19 protein-coding genes, 1 pseudogene and 1 CRISPR repeat array are annotated in these 21,145 nt (G+C 40.6%); of the genes and pseudogenes, 10 read left to right on the top strand and 10 right to left on the bottom strand.

What is annotated here, in order from left to right; all coding sequences use genetic code 11:
- Nucleotides 1-325: 325 nt before the first annotated feature.
- Nucleotides 326-613: a hypothetical protein gene (locus H6G41_RS10170; protein ID WP_190746073.1), complete on the bottom strand. Its 288-nt coding sequence runs from the start codon at nt 611-613 to the stop codon at nt 326-328.
- Between the two features lie 364 nt (nt 614-977).
- Nucleotides 978-2,171: direct repeats of the CRISPR family, unit length 37 nt; unit sequence ATTGCAATTACCCTTAATCCCTATTAGGGATTGAAAC.
- 153 nt (nt 2,172-2,324) lie between these two features.
- On the opposite strand from H6G41_RS10170, the gene H6G41_RS10165 reads away from it, so the two are divergent.
- Complete coding sequence (locus H6G41_RS10165) at nt 2,325-2,516, top strand: hypothetical protein (protein ID WP_190746071.1); 192 nt, start codon at nt 2,325-2,327, stop codon at nt 2,514-2,516.
- Here H6G41_RS10165 and H6G41_RS10160 read toward each other — a convergent pair.
- Nucleotides 2,466-3,410, bottom strand: coding sequence for a putative 2-dehydropantoate 2-reductase (locus H6G41_RS10160; RefSeq protein WP_190746069.1), 945 nt, complete (start codon nt 3,408-3,410; stop codon nt 2,466-2,468). The two genes, H6G41_RS10165 and H6G41_RS10160, sit on opposite strands and share 51 nt — an antisense overlap.
- Before the next feature lie 146 nt (nt 3,411-3,556).
- Here H6G41_RS10160 and H6G41_RS10155 point away from each other — a divergent pair, with 146 nt between their 5' ends.
- The 4 genes from H6G41_RS10155 to H6G41_RS10140 all read left to right on the top strand — a co-directional run bounded on the left by H6G41_RS10155 (nt 3,557) and on the right by H6G41_RS10140 (nt 6,530).
- Nucleotides 3,557-3,958: a fasciclin domain-containing protein gene (locus tag H6G41_RS10155; protein ID WP_190746066.1), complete on the top strand. Its 402-nt coding sequence runs from the start codon at nt 3,557-3,559 to the stop codon at nt 3,956-3,958.
- Nucleotides 3,959-4,151: 193 nt separating this feature from the next.
- On the top strand, nt 4,152-4,493 hold the full coding sequence (locus H6G41_RS10150) for a hypothetical protein (protein ID WP_190746065.1): 342 nt from the start codon (nt 4,152-4,154) through the stop codon (nt 4,491-4,493).
- Nucleotides 4,494-4,628: 135 nt separating this feature from the next.
- On the top strand, nt 4,629-5,783 hold the full coding sequence (locus tag H6G41_RS10145; RefSeq protein WP_190746062.1) for a glycosyltransferase family 4 protein: 1,155 nt from the start codon (nt 4,629-4,631) through the stop codon (nt 5,781-5,783).
- A gap of 375 nt (nt 5,784-6,158) precedes the next feature.
- Nucleotides 6,159-6,530: a hypothetical protein gene (locus tag H6G41_RS10140; protein ID WP_190746060.1), complete on the top strand. Its 372-nt coding sequence runs from the start codon at nt 6,159-6,161 to the stop codon at nt 6,528-6,530.
- Nucleotides 6,531-6,623: 93 nt separating this feature from the next.
- On the opposite strand, the gene H6G41_RS34620 is transcribed toward H6G41_RS10140, so the two are convergent.
- From H6G41_RS34620 to H6G41_RS10120, 5 genes and pseudogenes are all read right to left on the bottom strand, one after another.
- Nucleotides 6,624-6,761: a hypothetical protein gene (locus H6G41_RS34620; protein WP_199316117.1), complete on the bottom strand. Its 138-nt coding sequence runs from the start codon at nt 6,759-6,761 to the stop codon at nt 6,624-6,626.
- A gap of 54 nt (nt 6,762-6,815) precedes the next feature.
- Nucleotides 6,816-6,860, bottom strand: a pseudogene (locus tag H6G41_RS35035) (hypothetical protein); the annotation flags it as partial.
- 51 nt (nt 6,861-6,911) lie between these two features.
- Nucleotides 6,912-7,454 (bottom strand): bifunctional pyr operon transcriptional regulator/uracil phosphoribosyltransferase PyrR, encoded by a 543-nt coding sequence (pyrR, locus tag H6G41_RS10130; protein WP_190746058.1) that lies wholly within the window; start codon nt 7,452-7,454, stop codon nt 6,912-6,914.
- Nucleotides 7,455-7,682: 228 nt separating this feature from the next.
- Nucleotides 7,683-8,654: an adenosylcobinamide-phosphate synthase CbiB gene (cbiB, locus tag H6G41_RS10125; protein WP_190746056.1), complete on the bottom strand. Its 972-nt coding sequence runs from the start codon at nt 8,652-8,654 to the stop codon at nt 7,683-7,685.
- Between the two features lie 143 nt (nt 8,655-8,797).
- Complete coding sequence (locus H6G41_RS10120; RefSeq protein ID WP_190746054.1) at nt 8,798-9,241, bottom strand: Rrf2 family transcriptional regulator; 444 nt, start codon at nt 9,239-9,241, stop codon at nt 8,798-8,800.
- Nucleotides 9,242-9,700: 459 nt separating this feature from the next.
- Here H6G41_RS10120 and H6G41_RS10115 point away from each other — a divergent pair, with 459 nt between their 5' ends.
- A complete protein-coding gene (locus tag H6G41_RS10115) occupies nt 9,701-10,114 on the top strand; it encodes an AbrB family transcriptional regulator (RefSeq protein ID WP_190746052.1) in 414 nt (137 codons plus the stop codon).
- A 135-nt stretch (nt 10,115-10,249) separates the two neighbouring features.
- Here the strand turns inward: H6G41_RS10115 and H6G41_RS10110 are convergent, their stop codons facing one another.
- On the bottom strand, nt 10,250-12,133 hold the full coding sequence (locus H6G41_RS10110; protein ID WP_190746050.1) for a chloride channel protein: 1,884 nt from the start codon (nt 12,131-12,133) through the stop codon (nt 10,250-10,252).
- A 484-nt stretch (nt 12,134-12,617) separates the two neighbouring features.
- Here H6G41_RS10110 and H6G41_RS10105 point away from each other — a divergent pair, with 484 nt between their 5' ends.
- Nucleotides 12,618-12,995 carry a hypothetical protein gene (locus tag H6G41_RS10105; protein ID WP_190746048.1) on the top strand — a complete coding sequence of 126 codons (378 nt, stop codon included), beginning with the start codon at nt 12,618-12,620 and terminating at the stop codon, nt 12,993-12,995.
- A 226-nt stretch (nt 12,996-13,221) separates the two neighbouring features.
- On the opposite strand, the gene murF is transcribed toward H6G41_RS10105, so the two are convergent.
- Complete coding sequence (murF, locus tag H6G41_RS10100; protein ID WP_190746046.1) at nt 13,222-14,577, bottom strand: UDP-N-acetylmuramoyl-tripeptide--D-alanyl-D-alanine ligase; 1,356 nt, start codon at nt 14,575-14,577, stop codon at nt 13,222-13,224.
- 166 nt (nt 14,578-14,743) lie between these two features.
- Nucleotides 14,744-16,003: a TetR/AcrR family transcriptional regulator gene (locus H6G41_RS10095; protein ID WP_374939418.1), complete on the bottom strand. Its 1,260-nt coding sequence runs from the start codon at nt 16,001-16,003 to the stop codon at nt 14,744-14,746.
- A gap of 153 nt (nt 16,004-16,156) precedes the next feature.
- On the opposite strand from H6G41_RS10095, the gene H6G41_RS10090 reads away from it, so the two are divergent.
- From H6G41_RS10090 to H6G41_RS10080, 3 genes are all read left to right on the top strand, one after another.
- Nucleotides 16,157-17,011: a fatty acid desaturase gene (locus H6G41_RS10090; protein ID WP_190746044.1), complete on the top strand. Its 855-nt coding sequence runs from the start codon at nt 16,157-16,159 to the stop codon at nt 17,009-17,011.
- Nucleotides 17,012-17,191: 180 nt separating this feature from the next.
- Nucleotides 17,192-19,855, top strand: coding sequence for a filamentous hemagglutinin N-terminal domain-containing protein (locus tag H6G41_RS10085; protein ID WP_190746042.1), 2,664 nt, complete (start codon nt 17,192-17,194; stop codon nt 19,853-19,855).
- A gap of 545 nt (nt 19,856-20,400) precedes the next feature.
- Nucleotides 20,401-20,967, top strand: coding sequence for a tail fiber domain-containing protein (locus H6G41_RS10080; protein ID WP_190746041.1), 567 nt, complete (start codon nt 20,401-20,403; stop codon nt 20,965-20,967).
- The last annotated feature ends 178 nt before the right edge of the window (nt 20,968-21,145 follow it).

Raw genomic sequence — 21,145 nt, 5'->3', positions numbered from 1 at the left:
TCTCTTTATATAAGGTACTCTTTTAAGATAAGAGAATGACCTTATAGCTGAGATGGGTAGATTTTGGGAATTAATTTCACCTAAAAAGCAATATTTCCCAATTTATCGGTGTTTTTACTCATTTATTAGTCTTTTTGGGATTATGCTTTAACAGCGATCGCTAATTGAGTCAGCTTATACCAATTCTTTATGAAGCTGCATAGAATTCGATCCCCCCTAGCCCCCCTTGAAAAAAGGGGGGAACCGGAAGAAATTTATCAAAGTCCCCCTTTTCAAGGGGGATTTAGGGGGATCTAAATATGTGCAACTTCACATGAAATTGGTATTAGCCTGCTTGAGATATCGCAGAAATAGCAATTGTATTATTGGAAATCGCAATTGTATTATCGAAAATGGCAATTGTAGTATCAAAAGCAGCAATTGTATTATCAAAAATGGCAATTGTAGTATCAAAAGCAGCAATTGTATTATCAAAAATGGCAATTGTAGTATCAAAAGCAGCAATTGTATTATCGAAAATGGCAATTGTAGTATCAAAAGCAGCAATTGTATTATCGAAAATGGCAATTGTAGTATCAAAAGCAGCAAATGCGATCGCATAATCAATAACCACAATTGAAATTTGTGCTTAGGTTTGAGAAAATGGGGATAATCAGCAAGCCTGACCACAAAAAACCAAGCTCACGATGATATGGCCTGGAACAAGAATTAAATCATCTGAAGCGATCGCATAATTCCTTTTACAAAATTTGCGCGACTGGGTAGGTGTTGCAAAAACAGTTTCCACAAAAATGACCGAAATTCTTTTTGTGTAAGACTTTCAAGTGTTAATTGCTATTTCGTCAGCCGCGCGGCTTACACAGTATGGCTTTGAGAATTTTTGGCTTTGCTTTTTTACTCTGGTGTATGTTATGATTCACCTATCCGCGCAACAGAACCTTGAAAACCTCATATCACTTAGCTTTTAGGCTTCCGCGATTGCAATTACCCTTAATCCCTATTAGGGATTGAAACGCGGCTCAAACCCAGATTTAGCAACAGAGCTAACATTGCAATTACCCTTAATCCCTATTAGGGATTGAAACACTATGTTGACCGTAGCCACTGGTTTGAGTTAGGCATTGCAATTACCCTTAATCCCTATTAGGGATTGAAACACACTTTCCAGCACAACTCAAAGCTTGCTGGAGATTTGAAATTGCAATTACCCTTAATCCCTATTAGGGATTGAAACTTAGAACGCAGCTATATTATTACTACTCAATCAGATTGCAATTACCCTTAATCCCTATTAGGGATTGAAACCCGACAACATGAGTAACAGGCTTTCTGCCTCTGATATTGCAATTACCCTTAATCCCTATTAGGGATTGAAACTTGCGGTGAGTGATTTCTATTACCCTTCTTTATATTGCAATTACCCTTAATCCCTATTAGGGATTGAAACAATCAAACAAAGCGGCGATTATGACGAGTTGAGCAAATTGCAATTACCCTTAATCCCTATTAGGGATTGAAACAGGAATCCTGATTGTAACCCTCAGCTTTTAAGACCATATTGCAATTACCCTTAATCCCTATTAGGGATTGAAACTCTAATATACGGGTAAAAGATTTAAAAAAGCAATATTGCAATTACCCTTAATCCCTATTAGGGATTGAAACTTTGTAGACTACAATTTCTAAAAATTACAAAAACGCATTGCAATTACCCTTAATCCCTATTAGGGATTGAAACTAGTAGCTTTCAAAATCTTCAGCAAGTCAGTATATTGCAATTACCCTTAATCCCTATTAGGGATTGAAACGGAAAATTTTTCAAGGTTTAAGCGAAATGCGCAGCATTGCAATTACCCTTAATCCCTATTAGGGATTGAAACAAGTGGGGCTGTCTCCAGTTCGAGAGAATGCAGCCATTGCAATTACCCTTAATCCCTATTAGGGATTGAAACCCCAGAAACCCAAAGCGTGATGTAAAAATCACTAAGAATTGCAATTACCCTTAATCCCTATTAGGGATTGAAACATGGTGAAGTATTCGCGCCTGGTGCTACTTGTAGGTCATTGCAATTACCCTTAATCCCTATTAGGGATTGAAACCTTGAGAAAACCCCTTGGAATACAACCTGGACAAATTGCAATTACCCTTAATCCCTATTTATCCTCACTCCCAACCCCTCACTTACCCAATAAACCGCCGTCACCCTGGAAGGGTGCGGCTAATTGAACAAAGCCCACCTTTGTGGACTAAGAAAATTTAGCCCACAAAGGTGGGCTTTGTAGCGTGAGCCAGTGGCTTTGAGCCTGCGGGCGTTATTTCGGGTATGCGAGAGATTTTTTTATCCATCAACCATCAACCGTCAACCGTCAACCGTCAACCGTCAACCGTCAACCGTCAACCGTCAACCGTCAACCGTCAACCATCAACCATCAACCATCAACAGTCAACCGTCAACCATCAACCATCAACCATCAACCATCAACCGCCCATCCAAAAACTTAAGCTGCTGATATAAACAGTTAATCTGCGGTAAATATACACCCGCAGCTTGAGCTTTGCGTAATGGAGTACCAAAAATTGCTTCTACTTCTAAAGGACGCCCTTCATCAGCGTCAATTTTCATGCTGGTACGATAAGGCTTCATCTTCACAGTATAATCGAGCATCAATTGAATAAAGCTTTCGGGAATAATGCGATCGCAACTTTTCGCCCCAGCAGCAACTTCATACATCAACTGTTCCGCTAATTTGCGCGTATGCTCATAAGCCATTAATTCATCAGTTCTGGCGTTAAGAATCACAGATAGCCCATTATAAGGAATATTCCACACCAGCTTTTTCCATCGCCCTAATAATAAATCTTCCGTTAATTCTATAGAAATACCCGCATGAATAAAATCATCAGCTACTTGCTGCATCTTCTCGGTAATTCCGCAAGCCTGATAACCTGACGTATATTCTCCTAAGGTAATTTGTCCATAATCTAGGTGGCGAATATGTCCAGCACCGACTTTATTAGAACAAAGGAAACACAAGCCACCGATTATAGTCACATTGCTAACTATCGCTGCAACTTCTTCTTCCACAGCTAACCCGTTTTGCAATATCAACACCACCCCACCCGCTTTGACAACGGGTGGTAACATCTGTGGTAATAAATGATTTTGTGTCGTCTTCAGTGCCACAACTACCACATCGCACTGAGGCATTTTTGTCACATCATTATAAGCATTAACTTGGGGTAGGGTGAAATCACCATCTACAGATTCCACCACCAAACCAGAATCTTTGACATATTCATAATCACTCTTAAGCAAAAAGTGGACATCTAAACCAGCTTTTTGCAATTTCGCACCATAAAAGCCACCTAATGCACCAGTTCCTAGAATGGCGTAACTACGCTCGGACATTTTGCTTACACAGAGATTCATCTATGACAATCATAGGGCGATCGCACTATATACTTACAGCCCTATTTACCGCTAAATTTATTTAATATAGCTTAAAAATAGTTTACTATCCTTTAAGATAACATACGCATATTCAGGTGAAAAATATGGCTGATATTGTTGATATTGCTGTTTCGGCTGACTCTTTTAAAACCCTAGTAACTGCTGTCCAAGTTGCAGGTTTAGTAGAAACATTAAAAAGTCCTGGCCCCTTCACAGTCTTTGCACCAAATGATGATGCTTTTGCTAAGTTACCACCAGGAACTATTCAAACTCTCGTGCAAAACATTCCCCAATTAGCACGGATTTTGACATTTCATGTAGTGCCTGGAAAGCTCTTCAAGGCTGACTTAGAGAAATTAGGAACAGTAACTTCCGTCGAAGGTTCACCAATTAAAATTGACTGTTCTGATGGTTTTGAAGTGAAAAACGCCACCGTCTTAGCAGCCGATATCGAAGCAGATAATGGCGTAATTCATGTCATCGATACAGTGATTTTAATGGGTTAATTTCACGATGGTGGGCATTACCCACCATACCCCTGATTAACTATTCACAATTGCAGAGATTAATTTAAATTATGTAACATATTTGATGTATTCACTGCATTATGATGCTAAGGTAAGTTCAATTATTTATAAATATATTAAATTTAAATATATTAAATTTGTTAGTATATGCGAACATTATCCCCACACATTGATGCTCGATTTCCATACCTTAGCTGAGTTCTCCCGCGCCAACTGCATCAGTATTTGCGCATTTTTGGTGCCAGCCAACTTACTAACCACAATTCTGACAATGTTTCTGGCTGCATTCCGTCGCCCATCACATCACCTATGGCTATCGGCGGGAATTGCCAGTATTTTTGCTTTAGTAATGGTAATGCATGTCTATAGCTGGTTTCTCGTCGGTGTAGTCATGCTACCGACTTATATCTTGTTAGCTTTAGCAATTACTTGCTTATTAATTAATTCCGCAGCAATTATCTGGCTGAGACTAACCCCTAATCTTACTGTCGCCATTAATACCACTTCTAAGTAAAAATAGTAGTCAACTAGAATTGTTGATGGTTGACGGTTGACCGTTGACGCCAAATCCCATCCTTTTTGAGGGTGGGATGGTTTTAGTTTTGGATTTTCCATCACTAAAATTCTGGTTAAAAAATACTACTTAATAATGCCGATCGCTAAAGTGAGCGCAAACTTTAATTTAAATACTCAAGTTAATCGCCAAGCCAATCATGTATTTGTGTTTTTAGAAATTTTTGTACATGAGGGTGGTATTCAGTCCTACGTTAAAGATATTTTCCGTGCCTATGAAAAATTGAATCCCACCTATCAAGCAGAGGTATTCGTGCTACGCGATCGCCCAGACTCTGCACATGGTTGGGATGAAAAACTGCGATTTCATGGTTTTCAAAACCAATCCCCCCAGCTGGGTAGATTAAAAATGACATTGGCGCTATTGAAGTGTCTGCTGCTACAACGTCCTCAGCATGTTTTTTGCGGTCACATCAATTTAGCCAAACTAGTGCAAACTCTTTGCCAACCTTTAGGAATTCCTTACACAGTCTTAACTTACGGCAAAGAAGTTTGGGAACCGTTACCCGATAGAGAACGTCAGGCACTCAGATCGGCATCAGGGATCTGGACAATTAGCCGTTACAGTCGCGATCGCTGCTGTGCGGCTAATTTTATCGATACAAACAAAGTAAAAATACTACCCTGTGCTATTGATGGCGATAAATTTACACCAGGAACCAAACAGCCAGAATTAATAGCCAAGTATGGCTTAGATAATGCCAGAGTTTTGCTGACAGTAGCTAGACTGTGGTCGGGAGATATATATAAAGGTGTTGATGTGACAATTCGGGCATTACCGCAAATTTTGCAAATTTTCCCCGATGTCAAATACTTAATTATTGGTCGTGGCGATGACCAACCGAGATTAGCACAATTAACCAAAGATTTAGGTGTAAGCGATCGCGTAATTTTTGCCGGCTTCGTCCCCACAGAAGAATTAATGGCACATTACCGCCTAGCTGACGCCTACATCATGCCTTCCCAAGAAGGCTTTGGTATTGTGTATTTAGAAGCAATGGCTTGCGGTATACCTGTACTCTCCGGTGATGATGATGGTTCTGCCGACCCCTTGCAAGATGGTAATTTAGGCTGGCGCGTTCCTCACCGTGACCCCAAAGCTGTAGCTAATGCTTGTATAGAAATACTCACAGGAGTTGACCAACGTTGTGACGGACATTGGCTCAGAGAACAAGCGATCGCGCTTTTTGGGATAGATGCTTTGCAAAAACGGTTACAGGAGTTACTGTGAAGGGCATGGGGCATTGGGCATTGGGCTTAGGTGTCAACTTAAGCTAAAAGCTATATACGGCGCGTGTTGTACAAAAACCCTCGCCCTCATCCCCTAACCCCTTCTCCCCCATGAGAAGGGGAATTAAATCTCTTGCTCCCCTCTCCCGGTGGGAGAGGGGTTGGGGGTGAGGGTAAAAACCTTGCTACAAAGCGGGTTTCGCGTTAAGTTGACACCAATGAATTTCCGTTTTCGGCAGTGGGTTTGTTTCTTCTGATTTTACAAATTCTAGGTTTTAAAATATACGCAGTTTAGAACCCTTGACAGTTGACCATTAACTATTGACTATGAACTAAACTCGCTATCCTAGAAAGAGAGCAACAAGACATTTTAAAAATGAGCCTTAAATCTTTTCCATCACAGCTTGAAAGTCTTCGCCCTTGGCTCACGTTGTTAGCCGTTTTTTGGTTGCTAGCATCTTTAGGCTTGGGTTGGTTAGTGAATTCACTACTGTTTATTTTCGGACTGTTGCTATTGGCACCAGTAATTGCCTTTTTTGGCTTTCGCTGGTGGCTGCAACGGAACTTAGTTGTCGATCAATGTCCTGTATGCCGATATGAATTTACAGGGTTAAATAATAGTCAATTACAATGTCCTAACTGTAGCGAGCAATTGTTAGTCCAAAATCGCCATTTTCGCCGCTTTACTCCCGATGGCACAATTGATGTGACAGCGGTTGAAGTAACGACAAAATCATTGGAAGATTAAAGCCACAAAGGTTGATCGTTTCTAATTGTGTCGAAATCAGCGTCAGTTTTTACTATTTGGCGACATTCATCGGGATGATTTCATCGCTGTTTTTCAGTTCTCGATTGCTAATTCCCCATTTCCTAGTAAGGTGTAACAGCAAGCTTTGTTATACCAGGCTTTGTGTATGTCTGGTTTAATTGCTAAAGCTTGGTCAGAGGATGCGATCGCATCTTGGTATCTGTGTAGCAAAGTTAATGCTAATCTTCGATTATTCCAGGCTTTTTGTATGTCTGGTTTAATTACTTAAGCTTGGTCATAAGATGCGATCGCTTCTAAATATTTTCCTAAATCCTGTAAAGCATTACCCCGGTTATACCAAGCTGCGTGGTTGACTGTTGACTAATCTCCAATCAACTCCACCGCATCTTTTCCATCCCAATCTTGTAAATAAACTTTGACAACCTCTTCTTTTGCCGTAGGGAGCTGTTTACCAATAAAATCGGGATGAATTGGTACTTCTCGATGACCCCTATCTACCAAAACAGCTAAACGAATTACCTCAGGTCTACCGTATTCGTTGACCGCATTCAATGCAGCACGAATTGTTCGGCCTTTAAAAATCACATCATCCACCAAGACAACCGTTTTATCTGTCAGGTCAAAGGGGATATTGGTTTTAGCTGGAGTCCGTAACCCAATTTGATCTAAATCATCGCGATAAAATGTGATATCTAATGCTCCCACCTCTACAGTCACGCCTTCCAATATCTCAATTTGACGTGCCAATAACTCAGCTAACATCACACCCCTAGTATAAATACCTAGCAAAACTAGCCCAGATAAATCGCGCGTCCTCTCCACAATTTCCGAAGCCAAGCGATTGACAGTACGACGAAGTTCTTCCGCTGAGAGAATTTCAACTACTTTGACAGACATAGCCATAAACCGATACCCCTGAGTAATGCATGATACCAGATTTCCAAGCGACTGGAGGAAGGAAGGGAGGCAGAGGCGCAGGGAGCAGGGGAGACAAGGAATTTTAGATTTTAGATTTTAGATTTTAGATTCAAACCCAATCCAAAAGACGCTCGCGGACTCGTTAACGCTGCGCTATCGCAAATCCAAAATTCAAAATTGAATTGCCCAATGCCCAATGCCCTATATCTATGATTACCTGTTTAGGTGTATTAAGAATATAGCGATCGCTACCCCTAACCAAATTAAAAAACAATAGCGCGTTAATTGCAAAGCAGATTCAATAGTATCAGGGGTGATGGGATAAATATCATCTCCCAAAAGTGGTTTATGTTTAGCTACGCCACGATACCAATTTGTCCCACCCATCTGCACCCCCAAAATCGCCGCATAGGCGCACTCACTCCAACCCGAATTGGGGCTAGGATCTTTTACACCATCTCGGCTACAAATATGCCAAACATGCAGAGGTTTACCAGATAATAGCGCTAGCGTGATGACAGTTAAGCGACAAGGAACCCAAGTTAAATAATCTTCTAACCGCGCGCTAAACCAACCCAAATAAGTATAAGGTGCTTCTTTATAGCCCACCATTGAATCAAGAGTACTACTAGCTTTATATGCTAAAGCCAATGGTGCCGCCCCTACAAAGGGAATGAATGCGCCGACAATTGCATAAAACAACGGAGCCATTACCCCATCAGTAGCATTCTCTGTTACAGTTTCTAAAATTGCTCGCAAAACTTCTGCTTCAGAAAGGTCTTTAGTATCGCGACCAACATAATTACTTAAAGTATCACGAGCTTCTGTTAAGTTTCCTGCGGTTAAAGGTTTTAACACATTAATTGCAGCTATTCGCAAACTTTTAAGAGCAAAACAACTAGCTAAAATTATGCTTTCTAGGACAATTGCCAATACTGGATGCAGCCATCTAGCAATGTAAATTATTAACCAGCCGACAACTGCACTACCAATTATTAAGACGATACTCAGAAAAATTCCAGCTATTCTTTGGCTGAGAGAATGGTGAAAATATTTCCCAGCTACTTTAGTAAACAGAGAAATCCCCCATCCCATCACTTGTACTGGATGAGGCCAACCCCAAGGATCGCCAATTATATAATCTAAAATTGCTGCAAAGATCAATATATAGATATTATTAGTCATTAGTCAATGGTCAATGGTCATTAGTCAATCTTTATTAGTCAGTGGTTATTAGTCAATGGTTATTAGTCAATGGTCAGTGGTCAAGAAATTCTTAACCGTAGACTGACTTTTGACTATTGACTTTTTTGACTTTGGACTTTTGACTAAACAACAAAATTTGCTTCTTCTCCCAATGAAGCCTGCCAACTCCGAGCATCGTAATAGAGATCGGCTAAGGTAATACTGTATATAGCTTCTTTTAATTTTTGGTTGAGTCTTTGCCAAAGTGTAAATGTTACCCAATCTTCAGCTTGTGCTGATTTTGGGGCCCGATCGGGTAAATAAGCGATCGTTTCACCCACTGACTCTAAAATTTGTCCTATAGAGATTTTTACAGGTTCTCGTGCCAATTGGTAGCCACCAACACTACCACGAATTGATTTTACCAATCCAGCTCGACGCATTTCTATTAATAATTTTTCTAGGTAAGGAGCAGGAATATCTTGGCGATTGGCAATTGCTCTGACAGATACAGGGCCATACTTTGGCTGTAAACTTAAATCTAGCAAGGCCTTTACACTGTATTGTCCTCTCGTTGTTAGTTTCATTCTTCGCAGCTTTGTTAATTAGTCGATAGTCAATGCTCAATGGTCAAAAAACTTTGGACTTTGCACTCATGTACGGGTGGGTTTAACCAATATCTCTCATTACCAAATGGATATTTTGCAAAACCCTCCCTTAGCAACTAAGGATCAGTTTTGCTTATCATTCTCTACCCCAATTTTCCATATCAGCAACTAGACAACTTTTCTCGCGCTACTTTAGAAAACTTAAACAAGTATAGTCTAGCAGTAATTCACAACATCTATATAGTTATCACTATTGCTCGCATTCTACAGAATAGATTGTCGTGACAATATTGAAAATCTAGTAACAATTCTGCCAATGAATGTAATATACTTGGCAAGGCTGAAATAAAAACTAAAGGATTTTGTTCCTACTAGCTCAATGTCAGCTAAAATAAAATCGATTCAAAGACTTGAAACATTCGTTTTCGACCTAAGTTGATGGCTAAACAGAAAAAAATTGAACCACTAGTCGGTGAAGATCTGCTCAGAAAAGTCAAAGAGCTAGAGAACGAGAGCAAAGAAGAGAAAGCTAAGAAGTGCGGCTACTATACCGTTACTAAAAATGGTATAGAGCGCGTCAATATGATGAAGTTCTTAAACGCCTTAATTGATGCTGAAGGCATTCAATTAGACAGTACACCTAGTGCTAATGGGCGTGGTGGACGGAGTGCCAGCTATAGAATTAGTGTGCAATCGAACGGCAACTTGCTGATAGGTTCGGCTTATACAAAACAGATGAATCTCAAACCAGGAGATGAGTTTCTCATCACTTTAGGTAAAAAGCACATTCGTCTGCGGCAAGTAGATCCAGAAGATAGAGAAGATGCTGAAGATATAGAAGCCACAGCTTAATAAATAGTCAAAAGTCAAGCGTCCATAGTCCATAGTCAAAAGTTCAAAGTCCATAGTCTAGAGTTAACAATAGCTTGACCATTGACCGTTGACTGTTGGCTATTGACCATTGACTAATGACTAGTAACCACATCTTTATAAAAGTTGCATGGATAGATACTGGTGAATTGCCTGATTTGTTACTGCTAAACTACAAGTCAATGCAATTTGTTCCTTCTCAAGCAGGCCTAAAATGCGCTCATGGTTGTCTCGTTCTACCACAGGTAATTGATGTAAACCTCTAAGTGCCATGCGGTCTAAAGCTTCAGATAAGGGTTCATCCATCCAAGCATAAAGAATTTCTGTGGTGCAAATATCTAGCAGAGATTTGCCGGCTAGATCGCTATGGATTTCGATGGGTAAATTCTGATAGTTTTGCCCCAAGCGAAGAGTGCGGTTAATATCTTCTAATGAAATAATCCCTACTAATTGCTCGGCTTCATTAATTACTAAAGCATTATGGCAGCGATCGCGGATCATTTCCTTAGCTGCTTCTAACACCCCTATTGTTGCCGCTAATTTTTTTGGACAAGTTAGTATTGCATCTTTTACTAAAATTCGCTGCAACATCTCTGTCTTCTCATCTTTTAATTCCGAAAGCCCAATCTGTTGCAGATTAGAATTAGAATTAGAGTTTGGCTTAATTCGTTCTATCAACCAAACACTTAAACCCACTGCCGCCATTAAAGGTAAAACAATGCGGTAATCGCGGGTTAGTTCAAAGAGCATGATAATTGCTGTTAGCGGTGCTCTGACACTAGCCGCCAAAACTGCTGCCATTCCTACCATTGCATAAGCCGGGGGAGCCGCCATTTGTGCGCCAATGCTTGGAGAAATTAAAGCAACGATTTTTGCATAAGCGGAACCAAAAGAAGCACCTAAAAACATTGCTGGTGCAAACAACCCGCCAACAAAACCACTACCACTACTAATCGCCGTCATTAGCAGTTTGAGCAGTAACAGTACAACCAGCAAGGGCAAAGAAAACTCCACATCTTGCAGCATGGCTTGTACAGTGCCATAACCAATACCCAAAATCTGCGGATAATATAAAGCTGTTACACCAACGATCGCACCGCCAATAATTGGATGGATATACTTAGGAATTCGCCCCAAAAATGCCAAAACAGGAACTTGTCCAGCAAAGCAGGCTTTCGCTAAGCGAATTGACTCTTTATAAGTAAGAGCCACTAAACTCGCACCTAAGCCTAATCCCAAATAAATTGGCAATTCTAAAGGACTGCGGACTTGATATACAGGTAACGCAAAAGCAGGTTGTGCACCCAAACCAATTTGCGCAATTAACGCTGCAACTACAGCTGCTAATAGCACTACACTCACCGCCGAAGTCGCAAAAGAAGTAACTCCCATTACCACCTCTAGGGCAAAAAACACCCCTGCGATGGGCGCATTAAAGCCTGCTGCTAATCCCGCCGCCGCACCTGCACCTAAAAGCAACCGCTGTTGTTCTTGAGATACTTGCAGCACCAAAGACAACAACATCCCGAAATTGGCACCAATTTCGACACTAGGCCCTTCTGGCCCCAAAGAAGCACCACTTCCCAAAGACACCGAAGCTGCTAACATCTTCGTGACTGGGCGCAGTGGCTGCTTAATTTCTTTACCCTGAGAAGCAGCAATTAAAGAAGCTAGTCCAGGGCCAAAGTCTTGGGTGCGCCAGCGCATTAATCCCACAATTAAGCCACCGAAAATAGGAACGCAGGCTAAAGTCCATGCACCCCAGACACCAATCACGCCCATTAAATCTTCCAGCATCAGATCGTGAATCAGCTGGATTAAATAATGAAAAGTAACTACACCCATACCCGTACCACCGCCAATTAATATGGCTAAAAGCAGCACAACGGTTTCTAAAGATGGTTGAAAACGGTTAATTAAGCGAGCTAAGCGAGTGGAAAGAGAAGGAAAAGCAGGTGGTTCCGTCACCTTCCTCAGTTCTTTGGGCGGCAAGAGAGTCATTGAGAGGCGAGGTAAATGTAAGAAAAAATTTAAATTTTTATCCGTTACTTCTCATTGTGAGCCATGATTTAGCAACCAGACAAGTATGCTAGATTGGCCAGATTTGCAAAGTTTCAGTTAAAAAAAATTCCACTGTGCAAAATTTTGATGGGGAGAATGATTAAATGGGAGAGAATTATTATAGTTAATGGTAAACCAGCAGCGATCAAGTGTAATTTAGTATAAAGTCCAACACTGGAAAGCGCATACAGTATGGGTAGTCGTGATGCTTGTACTTCTAGGCAAACAATCACACTAGAGTCATCCTTTGCTAAATCTAGCTATACTCGTGTTGCTGTCATCGAACTAACCTGAGTAAAACAAAACTGTATGTGTAATTAAAAACTAATGCTAGACCACACAGGTGAGTCTATTAAGTGTTAAGCGGGAATTTACTATAGCTATTGTTTAGAGAGCGAGTCAAGGGACTAGGCGGATAAATTAGATGAATACACACATATTTGATAATCATTATGTTACTTGCCCAATTTGCCAAAGAAATGCCACGCCTAAACCACTAAAGTCGTGCATTGGCTTATTTAGTTGTCCATATTGCCAAGAAAAACTTGTAGTTTGTCCCAGCGGTCATTACGTCCGCGATCCATTTACTATTAAGCAAATGATGATTTCTGCCGAACTGCGTCGTCAAAGCAGTCCTTTAGCTAGGCTGGTTCGAGATTTCCTCTTCCTGAAGCGTCCGGCGATCGCTCTTGCTGTGGGAAGTATGATGCTCTTGGGCACGATCGCTGTTACCCAACAAAACACAAACTACGAACAGCAAATAACTCCCATAACAGAAAACTTGAATGAAAAACTTCAGTAAGTAATAATGCCTGCTGAAGTGCATTATTATATACTGTTAACAGTATTTTATCAAGTATAACATTAATCACACCGTATACTTTCACACAGGGATAGTATACGGTTTAATTTTGTCCAGAGAAAAAATAGAGATAACAAATTACAAGTAAAAAGCTAATGACTAATTTGCACCTTTAGTCATTAGCAATTTTTCATTACCTATAACCCATTGTTGGTGACTACAAATCTCAGTTAGCGAATTCCGCACGTAACTGGTTAACAACTTGATCCAATCCCACGGAATGGGCAGCTTTGAACAATAAACGATCGCCTGCTTGCACAAATGTCTTTAATCTCGCCACTAGTTCTGCATGGGTGGCAAAGCATTCTGAGGGGATAGCTGGGGCACTTTTAGCGATCGCTTCGGCATCAGTGCCATCTACCAACACTAATAACCCATCTAATTGCAATTTCTGTACCGTTTCGCCAACTCGCTGGTGCAATTGCGGCGATCGCTCTCCTAATTCTTTCATGGCTCCTAGCACCGCAATTTTTCGCTTTCCTGGTGTATCTGCTAATAATTGCAAGGCTGCAAGCATAGCTTCCGGTGCGGCATTGTATGTTTCATCTAAGATTACTACATCATTGGGTAAAGCAAAACGCTGCGATCGCCCGGTAGGCATGTCAACCTTAACACCAGATTGCAAGGTAGTCCAATCAATACCCACAACCTGAGCAACCGCCAAAGCGGCTAAGAAATTTGTGGCATTATGACGACCGGGTAAAGGTAGGGGTAGCTGCATTCCGCCTACTGTTACAGTTTGGTTATCCATTACCTGTCCTTGAAGATCGCCACCAGATAAGCCGTAAGTGATGACTTGTCCTTGCCAAATTTGAGCGGCGGTGGACATTAATAGGGGATGATCGTGATTGAGAATAGCGACGCTATCTTTGGGCATTTCGGCTAATAACTCACATTTAGCTTCAGCGATCGCTGCTTCCGAACCAAGTAATTCAATATGTGCCGTCCCGACGTTAGTAATGACACCGATGGTGGGATTCGCGATGTGGGTGAGTTCAGCAATTTGTCCCTTACCCCGCATTGCCATTTCAATCACAGCGAAATCATGCTCTGGGCTGAGTTCTAAAAGAGTTTTGGGGACACCGATTTCGTTATTGTAATTTCCGTAAGTTTTATGGACTCGTCCTTGAGTGGCTAAAACTGCGGCGATCAGTTCTTTAGTAGTAGTTTTACCGACAGAACCAGTAACCCCAATTACCGGGATGTTAAAGCGATCGCGCCACCAACGGGCAATTTTTTGATAAGCCTCAAGAGTATTTTTTACTTGTAATACTGGTAATCCAGGATTTTCATATTCAAAATCAACAATAGCTGCGATCGCACCTTTAGCAATAGCAGCTGAAACAAACTCATGTCCATCAAACTTTTCCCCTCGCAAAGCCACAAACACCTCACCTGGCTTGAGGATACGAGTGTCTGTTTGGATACCGCTACCCAATTGTGCTAAAGCTGCGGCTGATAAGTTTACAGGCTGTGCTAAAAGAATTTCAACCAGTTGATTTAAAGTGGCAGAACAAGGCATAAGAGAGGAACTTTTTCAAAGCATAAATTAATGAACTATCGTCAATGGTCAAGGGTCATTAGTCAATAGTCAGTTGTCAGTTGTCACCCTTGTCTCCCTTCCCTTGTCTTCCTCTACTTCTTTCTACCTCCTACCGGGTGGTGAGCGAAGCCGAACCACTGCCTCCTCAATTCGGTTTATGATCCAACCGGGTAGCTTGCTCTAATGCGGCTTTTTCTTTGGATCTGCGGGCGTAGGGTTGTAATTGAGTGCGATCGCAACCAGTGAGGATGCTTAAGTTCTCTAAGGTGATTCCGCGCATTAACATTTCTACGCGCCAGGTGTGTTGTGCTTGGGCGATCGCTGGTGGTTGTCCTTGGGGTGTTAACATTCCTTCAGTCCAGATTTCCCAACGACTGTTAATTTCTGACTCGGAAATTTCTTCGCCTACACTGTTGAGAAACATCGCCGTTTGATTATCTTTACGACTTTTCAGCCATTTAGTTAGGGGATTGTTTGTATAAGAGCCATACTGTTTCCCTAAAATCCATTGATTTACAGGCACTTGGCGGGCTAAACCAGGAGTGGTAATTTGCAAAAAATGCCCTTGATCGTCGTAGACTTGATGCGATCGCTGTAAGTTAACTATTTCTGTAGGGAATAAGCCAGCAGCAAATAATATATAAGCCAAAGCAGAATCTTGTAGTCCTAATCTCCTAGCTTTGCGCAAAATTTCGTGGACTAAAGCCGCAGGTAAATCAGCCACCTCTATGCTGACATCATGTTCTACAGCATGATTAATTGCTAATTCTGGTGAAGGTGACATCGCACCACGTAAAAACAATTCCACCAAGTTCTCTAAAAAATCATCTCTATCTTCCCAGAGTTCGTGGAATTCACTCGTAAATTCAATAACGGCGTAGCCTAACAGCATCCCATTCAGCAAACTGGCTAATTTTTCTGCCGGTAGATAGGTATTTAAATGTCCTTGCTGAATTACCGTAGCTAAGTATTGAGCAACATAGCGGTTAGCTTCGGTTAAACCCCTTCCCAAAGCACGGCGGTTTTCCGCAGGGTATTGATCCGCTTCACCAACTACAGATCTGACAAACTCTGGTACTCGCTCTAGTGCAAGCAAGCTATCACTTGCATAATCTTTGAGAGCTTGATAAACGCTACCTGGGGGGCTGGCGCGACGTACCAAGGATTCTCCTAAATTTTTAAAAGCCGCAGATTCTTCCAAAACAGCTAACAGCAGTCCATGTTTATTGCCAAAGTGGCGAAATAATGTGACTTCGTTCACTTCTGCTCTTTCGGCAATTTGGCGAGTCGTAGTACTGCTGACTCCTTGCGCCGTAAATAGTTCCAGCGCTGCTTGAATCAGACGTTGACGAGCTGAATGGGTGGGAGATGCCATAAAAATCAATAATGCAAGTAACGCTTGCATATAAGGAAGGAAGTTGTTAAGATACAAATGTAAGTGATACTTGCTCTACTTTACTGTAACCACTTTATACAGAACGGGTAATTCCCTTGTCACCAATGCAAGAGTACATCCGCAAAAAGCAGATCGCTTAATTAATCATCAACAGGAATTTTTATGACTGCAAAATCTCTGACGTTTACCCCTGAACAAGGAACGTCAAAGCTCAGTTGGACGAACGTATTGTTTTTTGGTACAGTTCATCTGTTAGCGCTCTTAGCTCCTTGGTTTTTCTCTTGGTCAGCATTAGGTTTACTGCTGTTTTTGCACTGGTTATTCGGAAGCATTGGGATTTGTTTGGGATATCACCGACTGTTGAGCCATCGGAGTTTCCAAGTACCGAAGTGGTTAGAATATGCGATCGCTACAATTGGCGCTTTAGCATTACAAGGCGGGCCGATTTTCTGGGTAGGTGGACATCGTCAGCATCACGCCCATACTGAAGATATCAACTTAGATCCTTACTCTGCCACAAAAGGGTTTTGGTGGAGTCACATGTTATGGATTTTTTACCCCCGTGCAGAATTTTTTGATGCGGAAGTTTATCAAAAATATGCCCCAGATTTAGCCCGTCAACCATATTACCGTTGGTTAGATCGCTACTTCCTGCTATTGCAAATACCCTTGGGTGTGTTGTTATATGCTTTAGGCGGTTGGTCTTTCGTAATCTATGGGATGTTTGTCCGCGCCGTCTTATTATGGCACTCCACTTGGTTTGTCAACTCAGCAACTCACAAATGGGGCTATCGTACCTTCGATCATACAGATGATTCGCGCAATCTTTGGTGGGTATCCTTGGTAACTTATGGCGAAGGATGGCACAACAACCATCATACTTACCCTCATGTAGCCAAATCAGGATTTGCTTGGTGGGAAATCGATATTACTTGGTGGAGTATCCAAGCGCTGAAAACTTTAGGGTTAGCTAAAAAAGTCATTATGCCACCCTCTAGTAACGCCAGCCAAGGATAAATTGTTAGTAAATTAAAGTTTATCTATTATGCCCAAAGTGCGATCGCATTTTGGGCATAATTATGTGGATTAATTTCAGCAGAGTTCAGGGAAGTCAGATTTACTGAAAAGTAATCCTGACAGCGATTGCGGGAATACTCAAATAAAGACGAATCGCCAAAATGGGGTAATCGGAATCATATGAATTTGCCCTCTATTCTCACTATTGCTGGACTATTTGCGACTACACATCTGATATATACTCAACCTAGTTACCCTCAGGCGATCGCTCCAGATGGTAGTCTCCCCACAAGCGTTACCTCTGATGATGGTGTAAATTTCTCAATTACAGGTGGTACTCAAGCAGGCGGTAATCTGTTTCATAGCTTTAGCCAATTCTCTGTTCCCAATGGTGGTTCTGCCAATTTTAGCCATGCTTCGGTTATTCAAAATATTATCAGTCGAGTCACAGGACTGCTGCCATCCTATATCAATGGCAAAATTCATACTCTTGGTTCTGCCAATTTATTCTTAATTAATCCCAATGGAATTATCTTTGGCCCTAATGCCCAATTAAATATTGGCGGCTCATTTTTTGCAACTACTGCTAATAGTTTGCAATTTGCAGATGGTAAAGAGTTCCATACATCTTTAGATAAAACTACCCCTTTATTAAGCATCAATGTTCCTATAGGATTACAATTTACTAGAAAATCAAAACCTATCCAAGTACAAACAGCTAATTTGACAGTCCCAATCAATCAAACCCTAGCCTTAATTGGAGGTGATGTTAATATTAATAATGCTCAATTAACTGCCGCTAGCGGACATATTGAACTAGGGGGAATAGCCGATGCAGGTACAGTAGGAATTTCCTTAATTAGGAGTCAGTCACAATTCAATTTCCCAGCAAATTTTGCTAGAGCTAATATATCAATCACAGATAATTCTTTGGTTACAACCAGTGGTGATGGTGGCGGGAGTATTCAACTCACAGGAAAACAGCTAACAATTGAAAATTCCTGGATAAAAGCAGAGACATTAGGTGATATCTCTGGCGCAAATTTAAGATTAAATGCTTCAGATTCAATTATCGTATCAAGCAACAGAAAAACCGGGCTTTTTGCCGATGGATTATTTGCTACCAATAGTGGTAGTGGCGATAGCTTAGGCATCACAATCAATACTAGCAATCTTCAGGTTAAAGGTGAATCTCGCATATCTACCGCCGCTTTACCTGGTTCCGCAGGGAAAGGAGGAGATTTAACTATTAATACTAAAGAAGCAATTGAATTAAGTGGTGTTGATTCAGAACAATTCTTTTTATTTACTGGGTTATTAACAGATACTTACGGTACGGGTGCTGGTGGAAATTTAACCCTCAATACCAAGCGATTATGGGTGCATCATGGAGCACAAATATCCGCTGCAACCTTCTCAGATGCCAGTGGTGGAACCTTAACAATTAATGCAACTAAAAGTGTGGAATTAATCGGAGTCACAGCTTCTGATTCTTTAAGCAGTGGTTTGTTTACCGCAGTTCAAGAAGGTAATGGACAAGGTGGAGATTTAATAATTAATACAAAGAACTTAATTATTAATGATGGGGCACAAATCTTTGCTGGGACTACGGCAGATGGAAATAGTGGCAACATAATTATTAATGCTATAGATTCTGTCAATGTTAAAGGTATATCACCAATTTATCGAATTCCCGGTGGTGTTTTCAGCGGGACAAATCCAGATACTACTGGTGATGCAGGTAATATCACAATTAATACTAGGCAATTAACAGTGGAAGCAGGAGGCAATATTGCTGTTGAAACTCTTGGTTTTGGTCAGGGAGGGGTATTAACAATTAATGCCACTGACTCTATTCAATTATTAGGGCAAGGCCCTCTTAGAGAAAATCCTTTAGATACTAGCAGATTAATACCAACATTTAGTAGTTTATCTGCCAGCGTTTTAGATCAGCAAAATAATAATCAAGCCGGGAATTTAGAAATTTTCACCAATAAGTTATTAGTCCGAGAAGGTGCTAGGTTAAGTGTTGATAATGAAGGCTTAGGTAAGGGTGGCAACATTAATATTCAAGCTAATTCAATAGTTCTGGATAATAGAGGAAACCCGCAACCAGATTCAGGAGGAATTCAAGCCACAACTAAATCTGGTGAAGGAGGTAATATTACATTACTTATTCAAGATATTTTATTAATGCGTAATGGCAGCAAAATTACCACTGATGCCACAGGTGGTAAAGGTAATGGTGGTGATATTCATCTTAATTCCCGTTTATTAGTTGGTGCGGAAAATAGCGATATTACAGCAAATGCAATTGCAGGGCAAGGTGGGAATGTACAAATTACAACTCAAGGCATATTTGGTATAGAGTTTCGTCCTAAACTGACTGTTAATAGTGATATTACAGCTAGTTCTCAGTTTGGTTTAAACGGAACAGTAGAAATTAAAACTTTAGCTGTCGATCCCAGCAAGGGAATTACTTTTTTAGCAGTACAGCCTAATGATGCTTCGACATTAATTACTCAAGGCTGTAGACAAAATAATCCAGAAACATCCAGCCGCTTAACTGTCATCGGACGGGGTGGTTTACCACCACAGCCAGAGGTAGCTTTGGTTGGTGACACTACTTTGCAAGATATCCAAACAGTTCCAATTCAGACTAGTAGCGATCGCACTCTTGAGAGTAATACTTCTGCCAGTATACCAATGCCTAAATCTGATGAAATTATCGAAGCTCAAGGACTGGTATTTACTCCTCAAGGAGAGTTAGTTTTAACAGTACAAGCACCAGCAAACTCACTTCATCGTTCTGGATTCACCCCGGTTACTTGTCATTCAAATTAGGCAAATAACAACTTCACCTTCAGCATCTACCTGAAAAATTAAATTTTTAGAGATTGAATAAAGTTAGGAAATTAATATCACCGTATTCTTACGGATTTAAAATACAGGGAAAATTGTCAAAATGAATTTATTTTAAAGATATTACTCCCTAAAATCAGTCTATGATATCAATTTAAATCTGGTAATTTTATTGTTTTTATAGGTAATCTGTCTGATTATATTTTTAATACACCGATTTTCATTAAGTTGATTTTGAAGATTAGATAAAGTCGGAGAATTACCTTTGCATTACTATTACTATGCTTTGTTTAAAGTTGATTTCAAAATTGAGAATTTACATCGAGGCAATTTCTGCCAACAATATGATTAAATAACAATCGTACTGGGTTGGATTTTATCCAATACAGGCAACAAAATATCAGTAAAAGTGCATAACTGGCTGCTGATAGCAATCACAACTAGTTAAATATATTCTTTCCAGTCTACCAGAGAGATTAATTTGCTTAGTTGTGACAAATGAGTTCATAAATAAATAGGTTTAATGTATGCCGCTAAATCCTGAGAACTTAACAAATACAGAAAGTCTAATTGCAGATCTGCACGATGAAGAATTAGCTGCTTGTGTGGGTGGCTGCGATCTTGAGGTTACGGTTGGCGAACAAGCATTGCTAACAGTCCCACTAGTTGAATCGAAATTATTGGGATATACCTATGTAAATACATGTATCAACATTCTCGATCTAGCTCTAGATCTAGGAGTAACTTACGACCCTAATGGCTCCAGGCGCTTCTTGAGCGATCGCAATGTCAAAGAAGCAGTAGCTGAGGTTGATGTCCACGATATCCTCAAGGGAATTGTAGATTTACCAATTACTACATGGAAGTATAAAAACCAAGATGAAACAATTCGTCATATAGGCCCAATGGCTCAAGACTTTGCCGCAACATTCAACTGTGGTGAAAGCGATCGCTTTATTAATGCTGTAGATGCTAACGGTGTAGCTTTAGCTGCCATACAAGCACTTTATCAACTGATACAGCAAAAAGATTCCCAAATTAGAGAACTGCAAATACAGTTACTTCAGTTACAGCAACAAGTAATTACTAAATAAACTCAAGTTATAGCTATGATGCCAGTACTTATCCAATTTTAAATCCATAGCACGCTTGATTTATTGCTCCATCACCATAGTTCTTTGGGAAATCTGTGTCAATTTATCCAAGTTAGGGAAAAATGCATCTAACTAACAACTGATGGGTTCAGTTATTTTACAAATCCCATTGCCCAAA

The organism is Tolypothrix sp. FACHB-123 (assembly GCF_014697075.1).
In the GTDB taxonomy this organism is placed as follows: Bacteria; Cyanobacteriota; Cyanobacteriia; order Cyanobacteriales; family Nostocaceae; genus Aulosira.
This window is presented reverse-complemented; position numbering and strand designations above follow the sequence as displayed.